This window comes from Hymenobacter sp. BT730 (assembly GCF_030542105.1).
Taxonomy (GTDB): Bacteria; Bacteroidota; Bacteroidia; order Cytophagales; family Hymenobacteraceae; genus Hymenobacter.
Genome location: NZ_JAUOFB010000002.1, coordinates 390881 through 409942 on the forward strand (window position 1 = coordinate 390881; position 19062 = coordinate 409942).

At 56.8% G+C, this 19062-nt stretch carries 15 protein-coding genes; 4 read left to right on the plus strand and 11 right to left on the minus strand.

The annotated features are described in order from the left end of the window. Positions 1–59 precede the first annotated feature (59 nt). The 4 genes from rfbF to Q4G72_RS08575 all read left to right on the plus strand — a co-directional run bounded on the left by rfbF (position 60) and on the right by Q4G72_RS08575 (position 4211). Positions 60–953: a glucose-1-phosphate cytidylyltransferase gene (gene rfbF, locus Q4G72_RS08560; RefSeq protein WP_303311003.1), complete on the plus strand. Its 894-nt coding sequence runs from the start codon at positions 60–62 to the stop codon at positions 951–953. 150 nt (positions 954–1103) lie between these two features. After that, on the plus strand, positions 1104–2195 hold the full coding sequence (locus Q4G72_RS08565) for an NAD-dependent epimerase/dehydratase family protein (RefSeq protein WP_303311004.1): 1092 nt from the start codon (positions 1104–1106) through the stop codon (positions 2193–2195). Positions 2196–2264: 69 nt separating this feature from the next. Further along, entirely contained in the window at positions 2265–2807 is a 543-nt protein-coding gene (gene rfbC / locus Q4G72_RS08570; RefSeq protein ID WP_303311005.1) for a dTDP-4-dehydrorhamnose 3,5-epimerase, read from the plus strand. A gap of 51 nt (positions 2808–2858) precedes the next feature. Beyond that, complete coding sequence (locus Q4G72_RS08575; protein WP_303311006.1) at positions 2859–4211, plus strand: NAD(P)H-dependent oxidoreductase; 1353 nt, start codon at positions 2859–2861, stop codon at positions 4209–4211. A gap of 109 nt (positions 4212–4320) precedes the next feature. Here the strand turns inward: Q4G72_RS08575 and Q4G72_RS08580 are convergent, their stop codons facing one another. From Q4G72_RS08580 to Q4G72_RS08630, 11 genes are all read right to left on the minus strand, one after another. Continuing rightward, on the minus strand, positions 4321–5361 hold the full coding sequence (locus Q4G72_RS08580; protein WP_303311007.1) for a glycosyltransferase family 2 protein: 1041 nt from the start codon (positions 5359–5361) through the stop codon (positions 4321–4323). 45 nt (positions 5362–5406) lie between these two features. Then, positions 5407–6657 (minus strand): glycosyltransferase family 61 protein, encoded by a 1251-nt coding sequence (locus Q4G72_RS08585; RefSeq protein ID WP_303311008.1) that lies wholly within the window; start codon positions 6655–6657, stop codon positions 5407–5409. A 58-nt stretch (positions 6658–6715) separates the two neighbouring features. Further along, positions 6716–7672: a GDP-L-fucose synthase family protein gene (locus tag Q4G72_RS08590; protein WP_303311009.1), complete on the minus strand. Its 957-nt coding sequence runs from the start codon at positions 7670–7672 to the stop codon at positions 6716–6718. Positions 7673–7701: 29 nt separating this feature from the next. Continuing rightward, positions 7702–8814: a GDP-mannose 4,6-dehydratase gene (gene gmd / locus Q4G72_RS08595; RefSeq protein ID WP_303311010.1), complete on the minus strand. Its 1113-nt coding sequence runs from the start codon at positions 8812–8814 to the stop codon at positions 7702–7704. A gap of 263 nt (positions 8815–9077) precedes the next feature. Next, positions 9078–11807 (minus strand): Ig-like domain-containing protein, encoded by a 2730-nt coding sequence (locus Q4G72_RS08600; RefSeq protein ID WP_303311011.1) that lies wholly within the window; start codon positions 11805–11807, stop codon positions 9078–9080. A gap of 622 nt (positions 11808–12429) precedes the next feature. After that, positions 12430–13629, minus strand: a complete 1200-nt coding sequence (locus tag Q4G72_RS08605; protein WP_303311012.1) for a glycosyl hydrolase — start codon at positions 13627–13629, stop codon at positions 12430–12432. A gap of 17 nt (positions 13630–13646) precedes the next feature. Next, on the minus strand, positions 13647–14555 hold the full coding sequence (locus Q4G72_RS08610) for an O-fucosyltransferase family protein (protein WP_303311013.1): 909 nt from the start codon (positions 14553–14555) through the stop codon (positions 13647–13649). A gap of 23 nt (positions 14556–14578) precedes the next feature. Next, complete coding sequence (locus Q4G72_RS08615) at positions 14579–15430, minus strand: glycosyltransferase family 2 protein (RefSeq protein ID WP_303311014.1); 852 nt, start codon at positions 15428–15430, stop codon at positions 14579–14581. Between the two features lie 68 nt (positions 15431–15498). After that, positions 15499–16521: a glycosyltransferase family 2 protein gene (locus Q4G72_RS08620; RefSeq protein ID WP_303311015.1), complete on the minus strand. Its 1023-nt coding sequence runs from the start codon at positions 16519–16521 to the stop codon at positions 15499–15501. Then, the gene (locus tag Q4G72_RS08625) at positions 16487–17788 is read right to left on the minus strand and encodes an O-antigen ligase family protein (RefSeq protein ID WP_303311016.1); all 1302 of its coding nucleotides are present in this window, start codon (positions 17786–17788) and stop codon (positions 16487–16489) included. The genes Q4G72_RS08620 and Q4G72_RS08625 overlap by 35 nt, the downstream gene beginning before the upstream one ends. 11 nt (positions 17789–17799) lie before the next feature. Further along, positions 17800–19044, minus strand: coding sequence for a glycosyltransferase family 4 protein (locus Q4G72_RS08630; RefSeq protein ID WP_303311017.1), 1245 nt, complete (start codon positions 19042–19044; stop codon positions 17800–17802). Between the last annotated feature and the right edge of the window lie 18 nt (positions 19045–19062).

Below are 19062 nucleotides of genomic sequence, written 5' to 3' on the forward strand. Positions count from 1 at the left end.
AGAGCAACTTCACTTGTCTTCTATTCTATTCTTTATCACTCTTAAACAGTCTCTCTCCCATGAAAGCAGTGATACTAGCCGGGGGCTACGGTACCCGCATCAGTGAGGAAAGCGGGATTCGGCCCAAGCCCATGGTAGAGGTAGGAGGACGGCCCATACTGTGGCACATTATGAAAATATATGCCCACCATGGTATCCGCGACTTTGTTATCTGTTGCGGCTACAAAGGGCATATGATCAAGCAATATTTCGCCGATTATTTCCTGCGGAACTCTGATGTCACCTTCCGCATGGACCGCAACGAAATGCAGGTACACCGCAACCACGCGGAGCCCTGGACGGTGACGCTGGTGGATACCGGCGAAAAAACCATGACGGGTGGCCGCCTGCGCCGTGTGCGGGAACACCTCAGTCCCAATGAGCCTTTCTGCATGACCTACGGCGACGGTGTAGGCGACGTGGACATTCGGGCTGCCGTGCGCTTCCACCGGGAGCAAGGCAGCCTGGCTACCCTCACGGCGGTGCGCCAGCCAGGGCGCTTTGGCGTGTTTAATTTAAGTGAGGGCGAGGGCACTATTGGTAGCTTCACAGAAAAGCCCGAAGGGGAAGCTACGCCTTGGATAAACGGCGGCTTCTTTGTGCTGGAGCCCGGCGTGCTCGACTACATTGACAGCGACGACACCGTGTGGGAAAAAGATCCGCTGGAGCGGCTGGCTGCCAGCGGCCAACTGTCCGCCTATCGCCACCAGGGCTTCTGGCAGCCCATGGATACTCTCCGCGACCGGAACCTGCTGGATGAGCTTTGGACCAAAGGCGAGGCCAGCTGGAAAGTATGGACAGATGCACCCGAACCCGAAAGCCCGGATCCTGTTCTGGCTGAAATCCTGGCCACTCCGGTGCAGGCGCCCCATGGTGAGCGGGTAGCCAACCCCACCATTATCCCAGTCGATTAATCGAATTCTAAGTAGTTGCTAGCCTGCCTTCTACAAGAGGCAGCCGGCCTTTATACCTCAACTATGTCTTTGTTGTATTAACGTAATTGCATGATTATTAATAGTATATAATATAAAAGTGTTAACTGTTTCTCCATCAAATCTTTCACTATGAATCGTATTCTCATCACTGGCAATATGGGCTATGTGGGTCCGGGCGTAGTGCGCCAGCTGCGGCAGCGCTTTCCGCAGGCCGAGCTACTGGGCTACGACACCGGCTTCTTCGCGCACTGTCTGACCGGGGCCACCCGCCTGCCTGAAACCCGCCTGAACCGGCAAGTCTTTGGCGACGTGCGCCGCTTTCCGGCCGAGCTCCTGCAGGGAGTAGATGCCGTAGTCCACCTGTCGGCCATTTCCAACGACCCCATGGGCAAAGCCTTTGAGGACGTAACACTGGAAGTAAACCACCGCGCCGGCATTGAAATAGCGCGTCAGGCCAAAGCCGCGGGCGTGCGCTCCTTCATATTTGCCAGCAGTTGCAGCATGTATGGTGCAGGGGGCGAGGGGGCCAAAACGGAAACCTCCTCCCTGAATCCTCTCACGGCCTATGCTCGCTCTAAAGTGCTGAGTGAACAGGACCTGGCGCCACTGGCCGATGAGAATTTCCGGGTAACCTGCCTGCGCTTTGCCACTGCCTGCGGCTGGAGCGACCGGCTCCGCCTGGATCTGGTGCTCAACGATTTCGTGGCCGGGGCCGTGGCCGGCGGCCGCATCAGTATCCTGAGCGACGGCACCCCGTGGCGCCCCCTCATACATGTGCTGGATATGGCCCGCGCCATTGAGTGGGCCGTGCAGCGCCCGGCCATGCTGGGTGGCGCCTTCCTGGCCATTAATGCTGGCTGCGACGAGTGGAACTATCAGGTGCGCGACCTGGCCCAGGCGGTAGCTCACGCCCTGCCCGGCACCACCGTGGAGCTCAACGCCGATGCCCCGCCGGACAAACGCTCTTACCGCGTCGACTTCAGCCTTTTCCGAGCCCTGGCCCCCGAGCATCAGCCCCGGCATCAGCTAACCGATACCATTGCCGAACTGCGTGACGGGCTGCTTTCTATGGGCTTTCGCGACCCGGAATTCCGCTCTTCCCGCCTCATGCGCCTGCGGGTGCTCACCGACCTGCGTGAAAGCCAGCAATTGACCGATGCGCTGTATTGGGCACCGGTCCGTGTGGTGGCGCCAGCAGCGGTGCCCGTGGCGGTAGCTTAATTATCTGTTTTGCTTTCCCTGCTTATTCCCTGTGTCTCTCTTCCATTTTTCCCTAAACCATATGCAATTATGATTTTTACTGAGACTGAACTACCTGGGGCTTACATCATTGATGTGGAGCGAATGAGCGACGAGCGGGGATTTTTTGCACGGTCATGGTGTGAGGATGAATTTCGGGAGCACGGCATTTTATATCCGCCGCTGCAGGCTAATGTTAGCTCCAACCCCCAGCGGGGTACCCTACGAGGCATGCACTATCAGCTGCCGCCACATCAGGAAACCAAGCTGGTGCGCTGCACCCGCGGAGCCGTGTACGATGTGATTGTGGATTTGCGCGAGGAGTCGCCCACCTACGGGCAGTGGCTGGGCGTAGAGCTTACTGCCGACAGCTTCCGTATGCTGCTGGTGCCCGAGCGGTTTGCGCACGGCTTCCTCACGCTGGTAGATAATTCGGATGTGTTCTACCAGGTGTCGGCTAAGTACGCGCCGGGCGCCGAGCGTGGCCTGCGCTGGAATGATCCGGCTATTGCCATCAAGTGGCCATTTCCCCCCAAGCTCGTCTCAGCAAAAGACAGCAACCATCCTGATTTTCAGCTCCTGATACCACAGTAGAGCAGGGCTGGAACGCCGGCCCTCCCCGTTCACTTTTTACGCTTTTAGGATATGATTTTAGTTGATACGGCTTTGCAGAAACGGGCCCAGGCCCAGAATCCTATCCGCGTGGCCATGGTGGGGGCGGGGTTTATGGGCCGGGGCGTGGCGCTGCAGATCTGTCGCTACGTGCCCGGCATGGAACTGGTCGTTATTGCGAATCGCTCCGTAGACAAAGCGCGCCAGGCCTATCTGGCAGCTGGCAGCGGTCCGGTACGGGAGGTAGCCTCAGTGGCGCAACTGGAGGAATGCATTCGGCAGGGCGTGCCGGCCGTAACGGATGATGCCCTGCTGGTATGCCGCGCCGAAGGCATTGATGCCATAATTGAAGTGACTGGTGCGGTAGAGCATGGTGCCCATGTGGCGCTGGAGGCTATCCGGCACCACAAGCACCTCATATTGCTGAATGCCGAGCTGGATGGTACCGTGGGAGCTATTCTGAAAGCATACGCCGATGAAGCCGGCGTTATCTACTCTGTTTCAGACGGCGACCAGCCCGGCGTTACGCTCAACCTGGTGCGGTTTGTAAAAGGGCTGGGGGTGAAACCCGTGCTGTGCGGCAACATCAAAGGCCTGCACGACCCGTACCGTAACCCCACCACGCAGGAAGGGTTTGCCCGGCAGTGGGGCCAGAACCCGAGTATGGTGACCAGCTTTGCCGATGGCAGCAAAATCAGCTTTGAGCAGGCCTGTATAGCCAATGCTCTGGGGATGCGCGTAGCCCAGCGGGGTATGTATGGCCCCACAGTACCCACGGGCACGCCCATCAGCAAAGCCGCCGAATGGTACCCGCATGAGCACCTGCTGGATGGCGGCCCCGGCATTGTAGACTACGTGGTAGGGGCCGAGCCCGGCCCCGGCGTATTTGTGCTGGGCACCCACGACGACCCAGTGCAGCAGCATTATCTTAAGCTTTATAAGCTGGGACCCGGCCCGCTGTACTGCTTCTATACGCCCTATCACCTTTGTCATTTCGAAACACCCACCACCGTGGCCCGGGCGGTACTGTTTCAGGATGCCGCGCTGGCTCCCCAAGGCCGCCCCACTGTAGAAGTGATTACCGCCGCGAAAGTGCCACTCTTTGCCGGGCAAGTCCTGGATGGCATTGGCCATTACCATACCTATGGCCTGGCAGAAAACTACGAAGTAGCCCGCCAGCAAAACCTGCTGCCCCTGGGCGTAGCCGAAGGCTGCCGCCTGCGCCATGATATTCCACAGGATCAGGTGCTTACTTACCATGACGTAGAGCTTCCCGATGGCCGCCTGATTGACAGGCTCCGGCAGGAGCAGGAAGCGCGCTTTCCACTGCCCGCTCCCTCAGTAGTGGGGCAAGTAGTTCAGAATATGGCACCCGCCGCTCCCTGATATAGAAAGCCTGTTAACATAGCATAAAGCCGACTGGCCCGGATGTGCTTCCTATGCAGGAACACATCCGGGCCAGTCGGCTTTATGCTAACAGGCTTAATGTAAGCGGCTATTGGGCCAGGCGTGCCGGTGCCCAGGCAGCCCGGGCACGACTCTGAATAATGTGGCGGGAAGCGAGGATAGCCTTCCGATGCTGCCATACATAGCGCACGGCACTTAAGGAACTCCGCTCAGCCACCAGCAAATAGCCCAGAATAGCCAGCTGCCGGGGGAGGGCCCGGGTCAGCAGCTGCCAAACTTTGGTTTTAGGCGTATTCTTGATCAGCATGATCCACTGATTACGGACGGCATTTGCCCGTACCTTTCGGCTCATACGCAGGCGCACGCGCAGGTTGTCTGGCTGGAACTGTCGCGGATGAATGGCACGGCAGGCTGGCTCAAACAACGTACGCCAACCAAGCAGCTGCCCTCGCCAGGCTATATCCCAGTCTTCTTTGTGTGCAAAAAAACGTGGGTCAAAAAACTCGCCTTCTACCCGCAAATCATCAATAAACTGCCGCCGGTAAAGGGGCAGGGCGCCATCCGCCCCATCTACGTATTGTGAGGTTAGTTTCCCGGCCTGGCTCTGGCGCACTCCATGCAAACGCAGCGCAAAGCGCCCATCGGGCAGCGCCAGCATGCCGGCGCTGTCAATGCGGGCATCATCTTCCCGGCTTTGTAGCAAAAGCCCGCATACCACGCCCAGGTCCTCTTCTTTGCGTAGGGCAGCTAGTGCCCGTTCCAGGTAATCTGGGGCTAGCTCCGTATCGGGGTTTACCAGCAGCACAGCTTCGGTACTGGTGCGGTTTAGAGTATAGTTATGCCCCCCGCAAAAGCCGGTGTTTTGGTCCAGCTGATGCAGCCGGATGCGGTTATCGGTTTCTGCCAGAGCCGCCACAATTGCGCAGGTATCATCCGCAGAAGCATTGTCTACGACCCACAACTCAAACTGTGCGTACGACTGGTTGAGTACGGAGCGCAGACAGGCCTCAATGCATTCAGCACTATTCCAGGTTACAATGGAGAGCGTAACCAGTGCCTGGGGGGAAGTGCTGTCGGTGCCAGGTGATTGGGTTGTGGCAATGACATCGGGGGCGGAGGCGGTAACCATGGCAGTAGAAGAGCTAAAGAAACAGGTGGGGCCCACAGCCAGTACTTAAAACCCAGCTTGAGCGAAAGAAGCTGGAGAAAAATGCTCAAGCATAGCGTGCTCTACCTGCCGGCGCAGGGTGGGCAGGTCTACCAGTAAGTGGTCGGCATTAGCGGCTAAGCGGGAATGGCTGGCTTGGGGCGAGGCACATACCTGATGCTGGTAGCCCATGCCTAACCGGGCACTGAGCTCCAGAAAATCAGCTACCACAAAATTCTTCGGAAACAGCTCAATAAGCTGGGTGCCAGGCGAGCTAAAGACAATATTGGCTAAGCCGGCCCCCACGGGCGCCACAATAACCCGGGCCCGGGCAAATAGCGCAATTTTCTCGGCCTGGGAATACGGGGTAAGTATATGCGTTTCAAACCCGTAGGGCCGTAGCATGGCCTCCAGCTCGGGCTCATTCACTACATGGCGGAACGCCGCGTCGCGGCGGCTGATATAGATGTAGGCTCCAAAATGCCGGTCTATTTGGGGTGGGGGCAGGAGCACATCCCGCAGAAAGTCGCAGGCCCAGGTGGGCGTATGCGTGCGGGTTCCGCGCACGGCAGTTGTTACTACCAGTTGCTTTGCCCGCACATGGGGGTGCGATTTTACATCAAGCAGCTGCTCTGGGCGGATTCCCATTTGCTGGGTGGTTTGCGCTACAAACGGCAGGGTCTTATCATACACTAAAAAAAAGTCGGTGCTGTGGAGCAGCCCGGCTTCGCGCACCAGGTGTAGGCGCGGCAGCGAATCGATAATCCAGTGGTAGTAGTTGCCATTGGCCGCGCCTCCGCCCGAAAGCAGGCTGCAGACTGTGCCCGCTACCTCCAGTGGCTCCTGAAAAAAGCGCTGCTGAAAGATATTATTGCTGGCCGGATCCAGCAGGTCCCAGGCCTTTTTGGTAAACTGAAAGGATATGTCGCCTACCAAACCACCATCGGCTGCCACTACAGCCACGCTGTTAGGGTTATCGGCGTAGATTCGGCCGTTCTTCAGGACCACCACTGCCGCAGGGGGGACTTCTTCAGTGCGGTTGGGCTTGCTGTAGAGCCCCCCGAAATTGGACGCCTGCTCATAAAAGTCATCGGGCACATGCACGTGAGAAACACCGGCCGGCACCACCTCATAGTATGCCACCTGGCTGCCGGGACGGGCAGACAACTCCCGGCTGCTGGGGTGTACGCCAATGGGCCGGTAATGCAACTGATAGGGGACTATTTCGCGAAAAAAGCGGCTAGCCTTACGCCCTGCCCGGGCTACTATATTATGCATATGCCCACCGGAATGAAGGATAAAGAAGATAGGGGAGGTGCCATTAGAAGAAGGTGAGTCAGACCATCATAGTAGCGGAATGATGTACATGGAGTCGCCAGTCGGCGGCGGCTATTACCTGGGCCAGTCCCTCCCGCAGCTCAATCTGGTGGTGCCAGCCCAAAGCATGCAGCCGGCTTACATCCAATAGTTTGCGTGGGGTGCCATCGGGGCGAGAAAAATTGAAGATAATGTCGCCGTTATAACCGCATAGCTCCGCAATAAGCTCGGCCAGCTCCCGGATGCTCAGGTCTTCGCCGGTGCCAATATTCACGGGCTCGGCGCCATCGTAATGCTGCATCAGGTGCAGGCAGGCGCTGGCCAGGTCATCGACGTGCAGAAACTCTCGGCGGGGCGTGCCGGTACCCCACACTTCTACGCTGGGCAGTCCGGCCTCGGCGGCCTCGCTAAACTTGCGCAAGAGGGCGGCGGCCACGTGCGAGTTTTCGGGGTCGTAATTATCGTGGGGGCCATAAAGATTAGTGGGCATCACCGTAATAAACTGACAGCCATACTGAGCGCGGTAGGCTTCGCAGAGCTTGAGGCCGGCAATTTTGGCAATGGCATAAGGCTCGTTAGTAGCCTCCAGCGGGCCCGTGAGTAAATACTCTTCTTTGATAGGCTGCGGAGCCAGCTTGGGGTAAATACAGGAAGACCCCAGATACAGCAGCTTACGCACACCCTGCCGAAAACTGGCATGAATGACGTTGGCTTCAATCAACAGATTATCATAGATGAAATCGGCGCGATAGGTATTGTTGGCGTGAATGCCGCCCACTTTGGCCGCGGCCAGCCACACATAGTCGGGCCGTTCCTGGGCGAAGAATTCGTCAACGGCTGCCTGGTTGCGCAGGTCCAGTTCCTGGGAGGTACGCACTATCAGGTTAGTATAGCCTTCGCGTCTGAGCAGGCGCATCACCGCGGCGCCCACCATTCCGCGGTGCCCGGCTACATATATTTTGGCGTTCTTTTCCATGCTTGGGGAGAGAGGTAAGGCACCGAGAACTATTCGTAATAATTCAGGATGCGGTGGCCGGCTTCCAGCAGCACGGCATCGCGCCGGAATAGCAGCACATCGGCCTGTACCATGTCACTTACCAAGGCAGGCAGGTCATATTGCGGCACCCAGCCCAGGCGGGTGCGGGCACGGGTGGCATCGCCAATAAGCAGCTCTACCTCCGTGGGCCGGAAATAGGCGGGGTCAATGGCAACCACTTCCTGGCCAGGTAGCAGCTGGTAGTCGAGGTTATGGCACTTCACCACAAAGCCGGTTTCCTGCACGCCTTCGCCGTGGAAGTCTACCTCAATGCCCAATTCGGCAAACGCCAGCCGTACAAACTCGCGCACGGTAGTGGTTACGCCCGTGGCAATGACGAAGTCCTCGGGTGTGTCCTGCTGCAGAATGCGCCACATGGCTTCTACGTAGTCTTTGGCATGGCCCCAGTCGCGCTTGGCGTCCAGGTTGCCCAGGTAGATTTTGGGCTGCAACCCCAGCGCAATGCGGGCTACGCCACGGGTAATTTTGCGCGTTACAAAGGTCTCACCCCGTAGCGGCGACTCGTGGTTGAACAGGATGCCGTTGCAGGCAAACATGCCGTAGGCCTCGCGGTAGTTCACCGTAATCCAGTAGCCGTAGAGCTTGGCCACAGCATAGGGCGAGCGGGGATAGAAAGGCGTCGTTTCGCTCTGCGGTACCTGCTGCACCAGCCCATAAAGCTCTGACGTAGAAGCCTGATAAATGCGGGTTTTCTGCGTCAGGCCCAGAATGCGTACCGCTTCCAGGATGCGCAGCGTGCCCAGGCCGTCTACATCGGCAGTATACTCCGGGGTATCAAACGACACCTTCACGTGCGACATAGCTCCGAGGTTGTAAATCTCATCGGGCTGCACTTCCTGGATAATGCGGATCAGGTTGGTGGAGTCCGTCAGGTCGCCATAATGCAGGCGGAAGCGGATATCAGCTTCGTGCGGATCCTGATAGAGATGGTCGATTCGGTCGGTATTGAATAAAGAGGTGCGCCGCTTAATGCCGTGTACCTCGTATCCTTTTTCCAGCAGCAACTCTGCGAGGTAAGCGCCGTCCTGTCCGGTAATGCCAGTGATAAGAGCTCGTTTCATAAGTAGAACTAATCAAAAGTGAAAGCCAAGCTGAATAATCCATTGTTAGAACTATCCTTACAAATAATTGCATTTATAATGACAATGTCAATTAATTTTATTAAATAATTTATTTTTAATTGTGTTTAAATACAAAGCGCTGTTAGCTATAGTTTTCCTCACTTGGGGTCAGCAATAGACGGAAAGCAGAAAAGCCCGATTCATCTGAATCGGGCTTTTCGAGTAGGGCAAGCGGTGCAGGCACCGCCAGTATTTAGGAAGGATTAGCCAATTTTAGGAGCCAGCACCCACTGACGGGCATTCAGTGCTGGTACCACTACTGCCGAGGCAGTGAGAGAGGGCAACTGCACCAGGCCACCGGCCATGGGCGTAGGGAATACGCTTGCCGGAACTGAGGCTACGTTCAGGGAACCTGCAGAAGGCGTGAAGATGCTGGCCGTAGAAGTGGTTTGCTTGTATACTTCCACACCGGAGAGGTTTACCGTACCGCCGGTGGTCGTCACGTTCAGCACGCCATCGGTTACGTTAGCCGCATATGGCCCCAGCTTCTTCCAGGTGCCGGCGCTGCCTGAGGCAATGCTGGACTGTACTTGCTGACCTTCTACTAATACGTTATAGGTCTCTGAGTTATTATCCTCCCACACGTACAGGTACACCTGGTAGCTGCCGTTAGCTACGCTGCTCATCTTGAAGTCTACCGCATTGGTATACTTCGAAGAACGGATCATGTTCGTGCGGGCAGCATCCGTGCTAGGAATCAGGGCTACTGTGGTCTTGTTGTGCAGCGTACCGTTCATGGTGTAGTTAGGGGCGGCATTGCCTTCCCAGTTCTTGCCATCAATGGTCGAGGCCACTCCGTTCAGGTCAATAGCCCGGTAGAAGGTCGTGCTGGTCGTTGTTGCCGGAGGCGTAGTGGTGGCCGGAGGAGTAGTCGAAGTGGTTTGCTTGTATACTTCCACACCGGAGAGGTTTACCGTACCGCCGGTGGTCGTCACGTTCAGCACGCCATCGGTTACGTTAGCCGCATATGGCCCCAGCTTCTTCCAGGTGCCGGCGCTGCCTGAGGCAATGCTGGACTGTACTTGCTGACCTTCTACTAATACGTTATAGGTCTCTGAGTTATTATCCTCCCACACGTACAGGTACACCTGGTAGCTGCCGTTAGCTACGCTGCTCATCTTGAAGTCTACCGCATTGGTGTACTTCGAAGAACGAATCATGTTCGTGCGAGTGGCATCTGTGCTTGGGTTCAGGGCCACCGTGGTGCTGTTGTGCAGCGTACCGTTCATGGTGTAGTTAGGGGCGGCATTGCCTTCCCAGTTCTTGCCATCAATGGTCGAGGCTACTCCGTTCAGGTCAATAGCCCGGTAGAAAGAACCGGCCACTGGTGTAGTTGTAGCAGGAGGAGTTGTATTAGTAGGAGGCGTGGTGCTGGTAGCAGCCTGCACACTTACACTCACTGCCGAAGAGGTTGCAGTGCCACCGGCGTTGTCGGTAGCCTTAGCCGTGAGGCTTACCGAACCAGCCGCTGTTGGCGTCCAGCTCAGCTCATAAGGAGAAGAGGTGTCTTCGCCCAGCTTGGTAGCACCCGAGAAGAACTCTACTTTGCTTACGCTGCCATCCGCATCCGAAGCTGAAGCCGTCAGTTTAATGGCCGTGTTTACTGCAGGGGAGGTAGACGAAGCCGTCAGGCTTACGGTTGGCACCTTGTTCGCCGTGGGCGTAGTGGTAGCAGGAGGAGTAGTGGATGTACCGCCACCGCTGCCGCCATTGCCAATCTTGACGTTATTGCTGCTCAGCTTGTTCTGCCAGATCGTCCACTCATTCTTCTCCGTATCCAGCGTAATGGGGTTGGGCAGGTGTTGGGTGTTGGTCGCAATCTGCAGGCCGTAGTCGGCTTCATCATTCCGGTTAGCGTAAGGGCGGTTATAGCCCCACTTCACGTAGCCGATGGTGTTGTTATCTACCTTATGGTTGTAGAAAACGCTGCTCGACAGGTTGTTGTAGTTGAAGATAGCTACACCAGAATAAGCCGAGGGCAATTTGGTGGTGCCATCCGGCAGCAGCGCCGCCGTTACAATCCGGTTGTGGTGGTAGTTGATATCGTGGCCAGCAGCCAGGTTCATACCACCGTTACAGATGCTGACAAACTGGTTGTTGAAAGACTCGATGTAGGCCGGCAAAGCACCGTCCTTCAGGCCGTCCGTAATCATGCCCGTGCCGTAGAAAGACGTAGCAGTAGCCGGGTACGGATAGGCACCTTGGATGTAGTTGTCGTGTACTTTGGCCCAGGCACCCGATACCCCGCCCGAGCTATAGAAGTTGATGTTATCTTCTACCAGCGAGTTGTTTGGGGCGTTTACTACTTCGTTCCAGGCAATTTCAATGTTACCAATGTTGGTAACCTTATCCAGACCTATGAAGTTGGCTTTGGTGCCACCACCATTGCGGTAGCGGGAATCAATGTTCCGCACCTGGTTGCGCAGAACCGTTAGGGTTTGGGAGGGTGAACCATCACCACTCCATTGGTGAATGGTAATGCCCGTCGTTTGCTCCAGGTAGTTGTTTTCCACCCGAATCGACTTGGCAGCGTGCGTAGCCAGGAAACGGCCGCGGCGGATATTATCTTGGCTAGGCGCGAGGCCATAGCTTTTGCAGTTGCGTACGGTAAGAACAGCACCACCATTAATGGCCGAAATATGGTCGCCGGCACTGGCAATGATGCAGCCCTCCAGAATAACCGGCTCGGAAGTGGCAATTTTAATGGCCGGCGTATTGGAATCAGTACTACGGTAGTTGCCCGTGTAAGTACCGCCTTTAGAAATTGTAATAGGACCTTGATAGGTCACGTTGGGTGCTTGCGCAGAAGCCCGGAATGTAGCCGGACCAAACCCTAATACCAACAGCACGAACGCCAACAGCGGCAGAAAGCGTGCACCAGAGGATGATGTGTTGTGGGCGTACCCAAACCAGTTTCCAGAGGTTTTTTGCATTCTGTGTTTTGTAAAAAATGAAAAACAGGGAAATGAATGACTAGCTAAACCCGCTTATGTTTTAATTAGGTTCAGATGTCTAGCTCATTTTTGTGCAATTACTGCCTTCGTGGAAGGCAGCGGCCAAAACAGCCTGATTTTGTTTGTTTCCTTGCCTGGTGGTGCGCAAGCCCCCGGGCTCCTGATGGCCGGCCTTCTGCGCAGAAGGTCGGAGTAGCAAACTAAAAAGTTGTTAATTACCTGTTACTACAGGTTTTCGGCAGCACTACTCTACTCTTTCCAACAGCACGCTTCATAAAGCGTCTGTCTCCTCGCTTCTCACTCCGGTGCAATTCAAATCCCCTTTTCAGCGAACTATGCCCCGATTTTGAAAAAGCAGATCAGAAATAAACTTGTAAAAGTCATAAATCTGATACCGTGATTCATTACAAATGTACAAAAGATAAAATGACTCAGACATCAACGACAAAATTATGTATATAGGACTAAAATAAGATTCAATAGAAAATCCATATCGTAACCGGGTTATATAAGCCGGAATGAGATTTTTTGATGTAACTGATTTGCTCACAAGGGCATAAAAAAATCTTCCTGAGGGAAGATTTTTTGTGTTTTCTGATAATCAGCGCTGGGCCAATGGGTTGGCTTGTATGGGTGGCTTGGTTATGGTAGCCCCCACTTTTACCCGATGACGGCGGAGCTTGCGCTTCCACAGGCGCCACTCCAGTTGCTCTGTACGCAAGGTTATGGGGTTGGGTAGGTGCTGCTGGGCCGAGCAGGTGGCACAGGCATGGGGGTTCTCATCATGCCGGCCGGGCACAGGTATGCTGTAATTCTGGTTATTGTAGCCCACCACATTATGGTCGATGCTGTGGCGGTTGAACATAGAGGAGTCTGAATTGTAATGATTAAAGACAGCCAGCCCAGCAAACGTAGAAGGCAGGTAACGGCCATCGGGCAGTTGGGCGCTGTTTACCACCCGGTTCTGAAAGTAGCGGATATCGTGGCCGGCAGCAATGCTCATGCCCGCGTTGCAGGTGTTTACCACCTGGTTGGCATAGGCCTGGACGTAAGCGGTACTGGTTTCAGCAGAAGTGCCCTGGCCATCCATCATAATCCCAGAGCCGGAATATTCCCTGCTGGTGGCCGGGTAGGGATAAGCCCCCTGAATGTAGTTGTTGTGCAACCGAATAGGCTTTTCCGGGGTGCCCGAGGAGTTAAAGAAATTGATGTTGTCTTCTACCAGGGAACTGTCAGGCTCATTAATCACCTGGTTCCAGGCTATTTCCATGCCGGGCACATGCAACACCTTATCCAGGCTGAGCCAGCTGGCGCGGGTACGGCCACCATTCCAGTAGCGGCCATCAATGTTACGGGAGCGGTTGTAGCGTATGGTCAGAGTTTCTTCCGGGGTGCCTTCGCCGCTCCAGCGAAGCACGTAAATACCCGTTGTCTGCTCCATGGTGCAATGCTCGACGCGCAGCATGCGGGCGCCTTCGGCCACCAAAAACCGGCCCCGCGCAGTTTCCGGAATCTGAGGCAGCACGCCCCGCCCGTAGCAATTCTCCACTGTAAGCCAGGCGCCGGGCGCAGCTTCAATCAAATGGCCGCTGCCTTTCAGGTAGCTGTCGCGCAGCAACACCGGCTCACGGGTAAGAATCCGTACGCAGGGCTGGCTGGCATCCGTACTGATAAAGGTGCCGCTGTACGTGCCGCCCTGGCGTATTACCAGCGGGCCGTTCGGCCCCCCGGATAAAAAGGCCTGGGAGGACTGAATGGTGAGGCAGGCACCCATAAGAATTGTAGCCAGGAGGCGGATCATAAGCATCAGAAGAAGTTTTAGGTATCCAGAAAAACCTCAAATTCAGGCAATGCTACCGGCTGTTGGGCATTCTGCAGATGCAGGAGGGGAACCTGTCCATAAAAGGATGCCCAGAGCGAGTAAGAGCTGGGCGGACCCAGTATATAGTCGCAGCCGGCCAGGGCGTAGAGGTCTTCCACGAAGTGCCCGGTGGGGCGGTGCACTGCTAATCCGGCAAAATCAGCGGGTTCTACTTCTTCATTGGAGCAAAGCAGAAAGGCCACCCGCTGCTGCGCCGGCAGCTGGTCGCGCAGCTGGCGCATGGCGCGGGCGTAGGTAGCATTGGTATAGTAGAAGGCCCCCCCGGCGAAGTGGGCATAATCGCCGCGACGCAGATGCACGCCCACCACCACATCGGCCGTACGGCGCACCTGCTCCAGCAGGGTGGCCACGGCATGGCGGTGGGGCGCTATGGGGGCAAACAGCTGCCGTAGGCGTGGGGCATGCCGTACAAAGTGGCGCTTATCCCGGAATAGCCAGCCGTGGGCCAGCACAATGTTACTGCTGCGCGCCTGCGCCAGGTATTCCGGCTGGTTCAGGTCGAAGCAGGTGTCATCGTCATCGGCGGAATGAACCAGCGTGAGCCGGCTGGCTGGCAACAGCTGCGTGGCGCCGCGTAGCAGCCTGAATGCCCGCGGATGCTGCAGAAGGCCAAACACCTTATCGAACCCGGCCCGTTGTTTGCCAAAAGGATGCAGCGACACCGGCAATCCGCCAAACTCCCCGGTGGCCGTGGCCTCAAAAAATGGCGCGTACGCGCCAAAGCTGGGGTTGCACAACTCGTAGCCGTACTCCGCCGCATTGCTGATGAAATGGGCGAACAGAAACAGGCGGTTGCCTAACTGTCCGGTACGCTTCACGAGGATAACCATAGCATAGAAAATCAACGGGAGAGAGAAGGTGGGGCGCCCTAAGCCAGCTTATGGGGCAGGAAATACCCGCCCAGTCGACGGACATAGCCAATCAGCAGAAACAGCGGCAGCAACAGGAGCGGGCAGTTTTTGCAGGCGAAATAGGTGAAGTTGCGCAGGTTGCCGCCCCCCCGGATGCCGAACAGATGCTGATAGTAGCCGCGCACGGTGCGCTTGCGGCGGGTTTGCTGCTGGCCGCTTTCCTCGGGGTAGGTCAGCAGGCGCGCATCGTAGTTGACGTATACCGGAAAGCCGCGCCTACGCGCCACGCTGGTGTAGTCGTAGTCGGCGAGGTAGTGGGGCAGGCGGCGCTCATCAAACAAGCCAATGGTGCGCAGCACTTCGGCAGGAATCAGCAGGCCCCGGCCCGGGAGGTAGGTAACCGGGTGCAGGCCCTGGTGCTCCTCGGCTGGCAGCTGCTGCAGCAGAAAGGCGCTGCGGTGCGTGAGCCAGCTAAACCGCTCACCCCCATAAATTGGCTGCTGGGTGTTGGCATCCAACTCTAAAGCTCCCAGCACAGCGCGGGGCTGTCGGCGGGCCCAGAGCATCATCTTCTCCAGGAAGTCGGGCATCACCACCACGTCGTTGTTGAGGGTAAGCACGTGGGTAGCGCCGTGCGCCAAGGCCTGCCGGATGCCCATGTTGACGCCCGCGGTCCAGAACAGCTCCCCGTTGCCGCGCAGCACTTCCACCTCCGGAAATTCCCGGGCCAGCGCGTTGGCGGTGCCGTCAGTAGAGCCATCATCTACCACAATCACGCGGAAGTGCTGCTCGGTTTGCTGCCGCAAAGAAATTAAACAAGCCTGCGTAAACGCCCAGCGGTTGAATACCGGAATAATAACGTAGAGCATAGGAGAGAGGAACTACGGTGGGCAGCAATAATGAGCAGTGGGAAAGGCGGGCAAATGAGGCGGAGCGGTTAAGTGGCCGGCACTGAGTAACCGGAGGCCGGCGCCGTTTCGGAAGGTGACAACTGGCGTGGCCGCCACTTTTCAGGCACCATCAGCAGCCGCTTTAGACGGGCCAGAAACCGGCCGGCCAGAAACCGACGGAACTGGCGCTGGTCGCGGGCGTAGTCACCGAGCACAGGGGTGGGGTGCTGCAGCGGAAACGAGAGCCGGTAGCGCGTGTGCCCGGCCAGGTGGTGCGAACCACTGACGGTGTGCGTGGCATCGGGACCCAGGCCAATGTTCTGAACCAGGTTCACCGCCGGAATTATGGCCAGCCCGGAGTTGGCCGCTACGGTGAAGTGCCACTGATAATCCCAGGTATGGGGGGGGTACGCTTCGCGGCGCATCCCTTCAAATTTCTGCAGCCAGTAATACCGCTGCAGCACCGATGGATACATGGTACGAAATAGCCCGCGGCGGCGCAGCTCGGGTAGTAGGGCATACTCAAAGTCATACAGCTGCCAGGCGCGCCGCCACGTAGCCCAGCCCCAGGAATGCACCTGGCTGGAGAAGTAGTAAGAATCAGAAGAGGCTGAATGCCGATGGGCTTCCTGGAATAAGTTATTGCCGCCTATGTGCATCACGCGTGTGTCGTGGCGGTAGCGGGACAGCAGTTCCTGGCAAAAAGGAAAAAAGTCAGGCCCGGCTACACAGTCATCTTCCAGAATAATGCCTTCGGGCTCCTGCTCAAAAAACCAGTTGATGCCAGTAGATACACCCCGGCTGCACCCCAGATTGGTGGGCTGAAACAAGGTCTGGAGTTGGCAAGGCCAGTCGATGCCATCGGTTACCACGGCGCGGGTTTGCGCGCACAGCCCGGCCTCGTGAGGGCGGCTGGCGCGGGGGCCGTCGGCGGCCACGTACAGGCGGGCGGGCCGTGCTGCCCGAATAGCCTCGAAGGACTGCCGGGTAAGCTCGGGGCGGTTAAAGATGACGAACAGAACGGCCGTCTCCCGATCAGCTGTGGAGCAGGACACTGGGGATGGAGGCATGGTCAGCTTTGGGTTGGCGGGTAACAGGACGAGAAAGAGCCGGCACCGGGGCCGGAGCGGTATCAGCTACCGTAGCCGCCGACAGGGCTAGGCCCAGCAGCCCCAGGTAGTAATCGGGCCAGTTGTAGGAAACCCCGTACACCAGCCCTCCGCACACATAGGCCACCAGCGTAACAGCCTCCAGAGTCATAGGGGCTGGTTGGCGCAGTCGTTTTAGTACCAGGTAAATAGGGGGAGCAACAGCCAGCAGCAGGCCCAGCAAGCCAAAGTAGAAAAGCCGGTCCACGTAAAAGCTGTGAAAGTGGTGACCGGTGCCGTTTGCCCATACCGCCTCTCCGGTATTGCGGTGATAAAACTGAATCGGCAGTTCAAAGCCCTTCAGCCGCATACCGGCTATGGGGTACTCCTGCAGAAAAGGGACGTACGCTTCAAACTGATTTAGCCGAAAGTTGCCCGTGCCTTGCTTCTCGGGGTTGCGAATGTCCGCTATGTTTTGTTCGAATTTCTTCTGTACCGCTTCGTTATTGAGCACAATAGCCAGGCCGCCCAAAGACACGGCCAGCACCGGCAGTACCAGCATGGGCACCACCCGTTTTAACGTCGGGCGCACAGAGACCGTGCGCATCAGCAGTAGCAGGTCAATGGCTAGCACAATGCCGGTAGTAACCCAAACCGTGCGGTGCTGCAGAAAAACGATGAGCGCCAGCGTGCTGAAAAAGGCTATTAAATAGAGCATGGAGCCCTTCTTGAAATAGACATTCAGGTAATACAGCAAGGGCAGAATGAGTAGAAACGCCGAAGCTGACGAAACACCCCGCTCCTGTTTCAGGAAGCCTTCCATAGTGAAGGTCTCCGGGTGGAAAATGACCAGGTTCAGGAAAAGTATTGGCGGAATGCTGCCAATCAGCAGCTTTAAGTCGGGCAGGCCCCAGCGCTGATAATAAGCATACACGCCAAAGACCAGCAGGAAATCGGTGAGCTTACTGAACACGTGCAGGTACACAAACCAGCGTCCCCAGCCTCCATATGACTCAAAGGCCAGCAATACCAGGCTAAGCACTGTGAGGCCAAACCACCAGCCCATGGCCCCGGTGAGGTAGCGCAGATTGCGCATCGTTACCCATACCGTAATGCCCAGCAGGGCAAAAGCATAGTACCGCAGCAGCGGGTCGCCTTCCCACGCGACGAAGAATTCTGTATAGATTCTGCTCATGAACAGAACGCCAAACAGGTACAGACCGCGGGGAATACCAAATTTGATTTTCATAGCAGCAGAGGTCAGCAAAGCGTGTGATAAATAGCCATGGTGCGCTGCACAATGGTTTCCCTGTCGTGCCGGATGGCGGCCACCTGCCGGCTTTCCCGCCGCAGCGTAGCGGCCAGTTCAGGGCTATGGTATAGTCGGAGCACCTGAACCGCCAGACTGGCGGGGTTCAGGTCACTTAGTAAACCCGTTGACTCGGTTTCAATTAAATCGGGTACGCCGCCTACCTGGCTGGCTACCACGGGCAGGCCCACTAGCTGGGCTTCGCAAACCGTGTTGGGACTGTTGTCGATGTAGGAGGGATGTAGCAGGCAAAAAGACTCCCGCATGAGGGCAGCTAACTGCCGGGCATTGCAGAACCCCACGCACTCCACTTCATCGGCCGAAAAAGGCGTCAGTCCCAGCTTGCGGGCTTCCTGATTTACTTCCGCCAACGTTACTCGACCCGCCATAACCAGTTTAAGCGGACTTTGCTGCCGGATAATCGAAAAGGCAGCCACCACTTCCTTAAAGCCTTTCATCAACTGATTGCCTCCGGTAAATAACACCTGTGGTCGGGGCTCAGCGGCAGGCTGCGCTTCCGGCTCATAAAACTCCGGGCGCATCATTTCCCAGTTGTGATGGATGCGGGCACCGGGGCTTAGCCTGGCCATCAGGGCTTTATCCCAGGATGTGCGGCAGATAAACTCGTGCACTGCGGGCAGGTAGCGGCGCTCATAAAACTCGCCTATTTTCCAGGAAAGACGGAGCCTCGACCAGTTTTCGGGCAGGTAGCGCAGATATTCTGTTATCACCCCTTGTACCGAGAGCACTACGGGCCGCTCCAGCCCGGGAACCACCGCCGGTAGCTGCCATTCGGAGCCATGCAGGTGCAGCACATCATAAGCATGATGATGCTGACGCAGGTATTTGCGGGCCGAATGCACGCGCTGCGCATAAAGCGTAAGAAGATCTTGCCGGAAAGATGGGGCTCTCAGGTAAATAAAGTGAATCCCGTCTTTATCAAATTCATCAATAGGCTTGCTAAGGCCGGGATGCCAGTCCAGAATGGTCAGCTCTATTTCCGGTTGCCGGCGCAGGCTGGCCGCCAGAGCTGCCACCCACGGGGCCGGGTGGCCCATGCCCGCGCTGGGGTAAGGATATTGCGCCAGCCAGAGCACCTTCAGCCTGGGGCGATGCACAGGCTTCCCCGGCTCGGCCACCCGGGCCGGCTGAGAAGTTGCTGTGAGCGGAGGAAAGGCAGTAGATAATACAGACATTGGAATAGAAAAAGCTGC

Coding starts and splice junctions, on each gene's coding strand:
- rfbF (WP_303311003.1), top strand. CDS start 60: ATGAAAGCAGTGATACTAGCCGGGGGCTACGGTACCCGCATCAGTGAG.
- Q4G72_RS08630 (WP_303311017.1), bottom strand. CDS start 19,044: ATGTCTGTATTATCTACTGCCTTTCCTCCGCTCACAGCAACTTCTCAG.
- Q4G72_RS08620 (WP_303311015.1), bottom strand. CDS start 16,521: ATGCCTCCATCCCCAGTGTCCTGCTCCACAGCTGATCGGGAGACGGCC.
- Q4G72_RS08575 (WP_303311006.1), top strand. CDS start 2,859: ATGATTTTAGTTGATACGGCTTTGCAGAAACGGGCCCAGGCCCAGAAT.
- Q4G72_RS08585 (WP_303311008.1), bottom strand. CDS start 6,657: ATGCATAATATAGTAGCCCGGGCAGGGCGTAAGGCTAGCCGCTTTTTT.
- Q4G72_RS08580 (WP_303311007.1), bottom strand. CDS start 5,361: ATGGTTACCGCCTCCGCCCCCGATGTCATTGCCACAACCCAATCACCT.
- gmd (WP_303311010.1), bottom strand. CDS start 8,814: ATGAAACGAGCTCTTATCACTGGCATTACCGGACAGGACGGCGCTTAC.
- Q4G72_RS08615 (WP_303311014.1), bottom strand. CDS start 15,430: ATGCTCTACGTTATTATTCCGGTATTCAACCGCTGGGCGTTTACGCAG.
- Q4G72_RS08625 (WP_303311016.1), bottom strand. CDS start 17,788: ATGAAAATCAAATTTGGTATTCCCCGCGGTCTGTACCTGTTTGGCGTT.
- Q4G72_RS08565 (WP_303311004.1), top strand. CDS start 1,104: ATGAATCGTATTCTCATCACTGGCAATATGGGCTATGTGGGTCCGGGC.
- Q4G72_RS08600 (WP_303311011.1), bottom strand. CDS start 11,807: ATGCAAAAAACCTCTGGAAACTGGTTTGGGTACGCCCACAACACATCA.
- Q4G72_RS08590 (WP_303311009.1), bottom strand. CDS start 7,672: ATGGAAAAGAACGCCAAAATATATGTAGCCGGGCACCGCGGAATGGTG.
- Q4G72_RS08605 (WP_303311012.1), bottom strand. CDS start 13,629: ATGATCCGCCTCCTGGCTACAATTCTTATGGGTGCCTGCCTCACCATT.
- rfbC (WP_303311005.1), top strand. CDS start 2,265: ATGATTTTTACTGAGACTGAACTACCTGGGGCTTACATCATTGATGTG.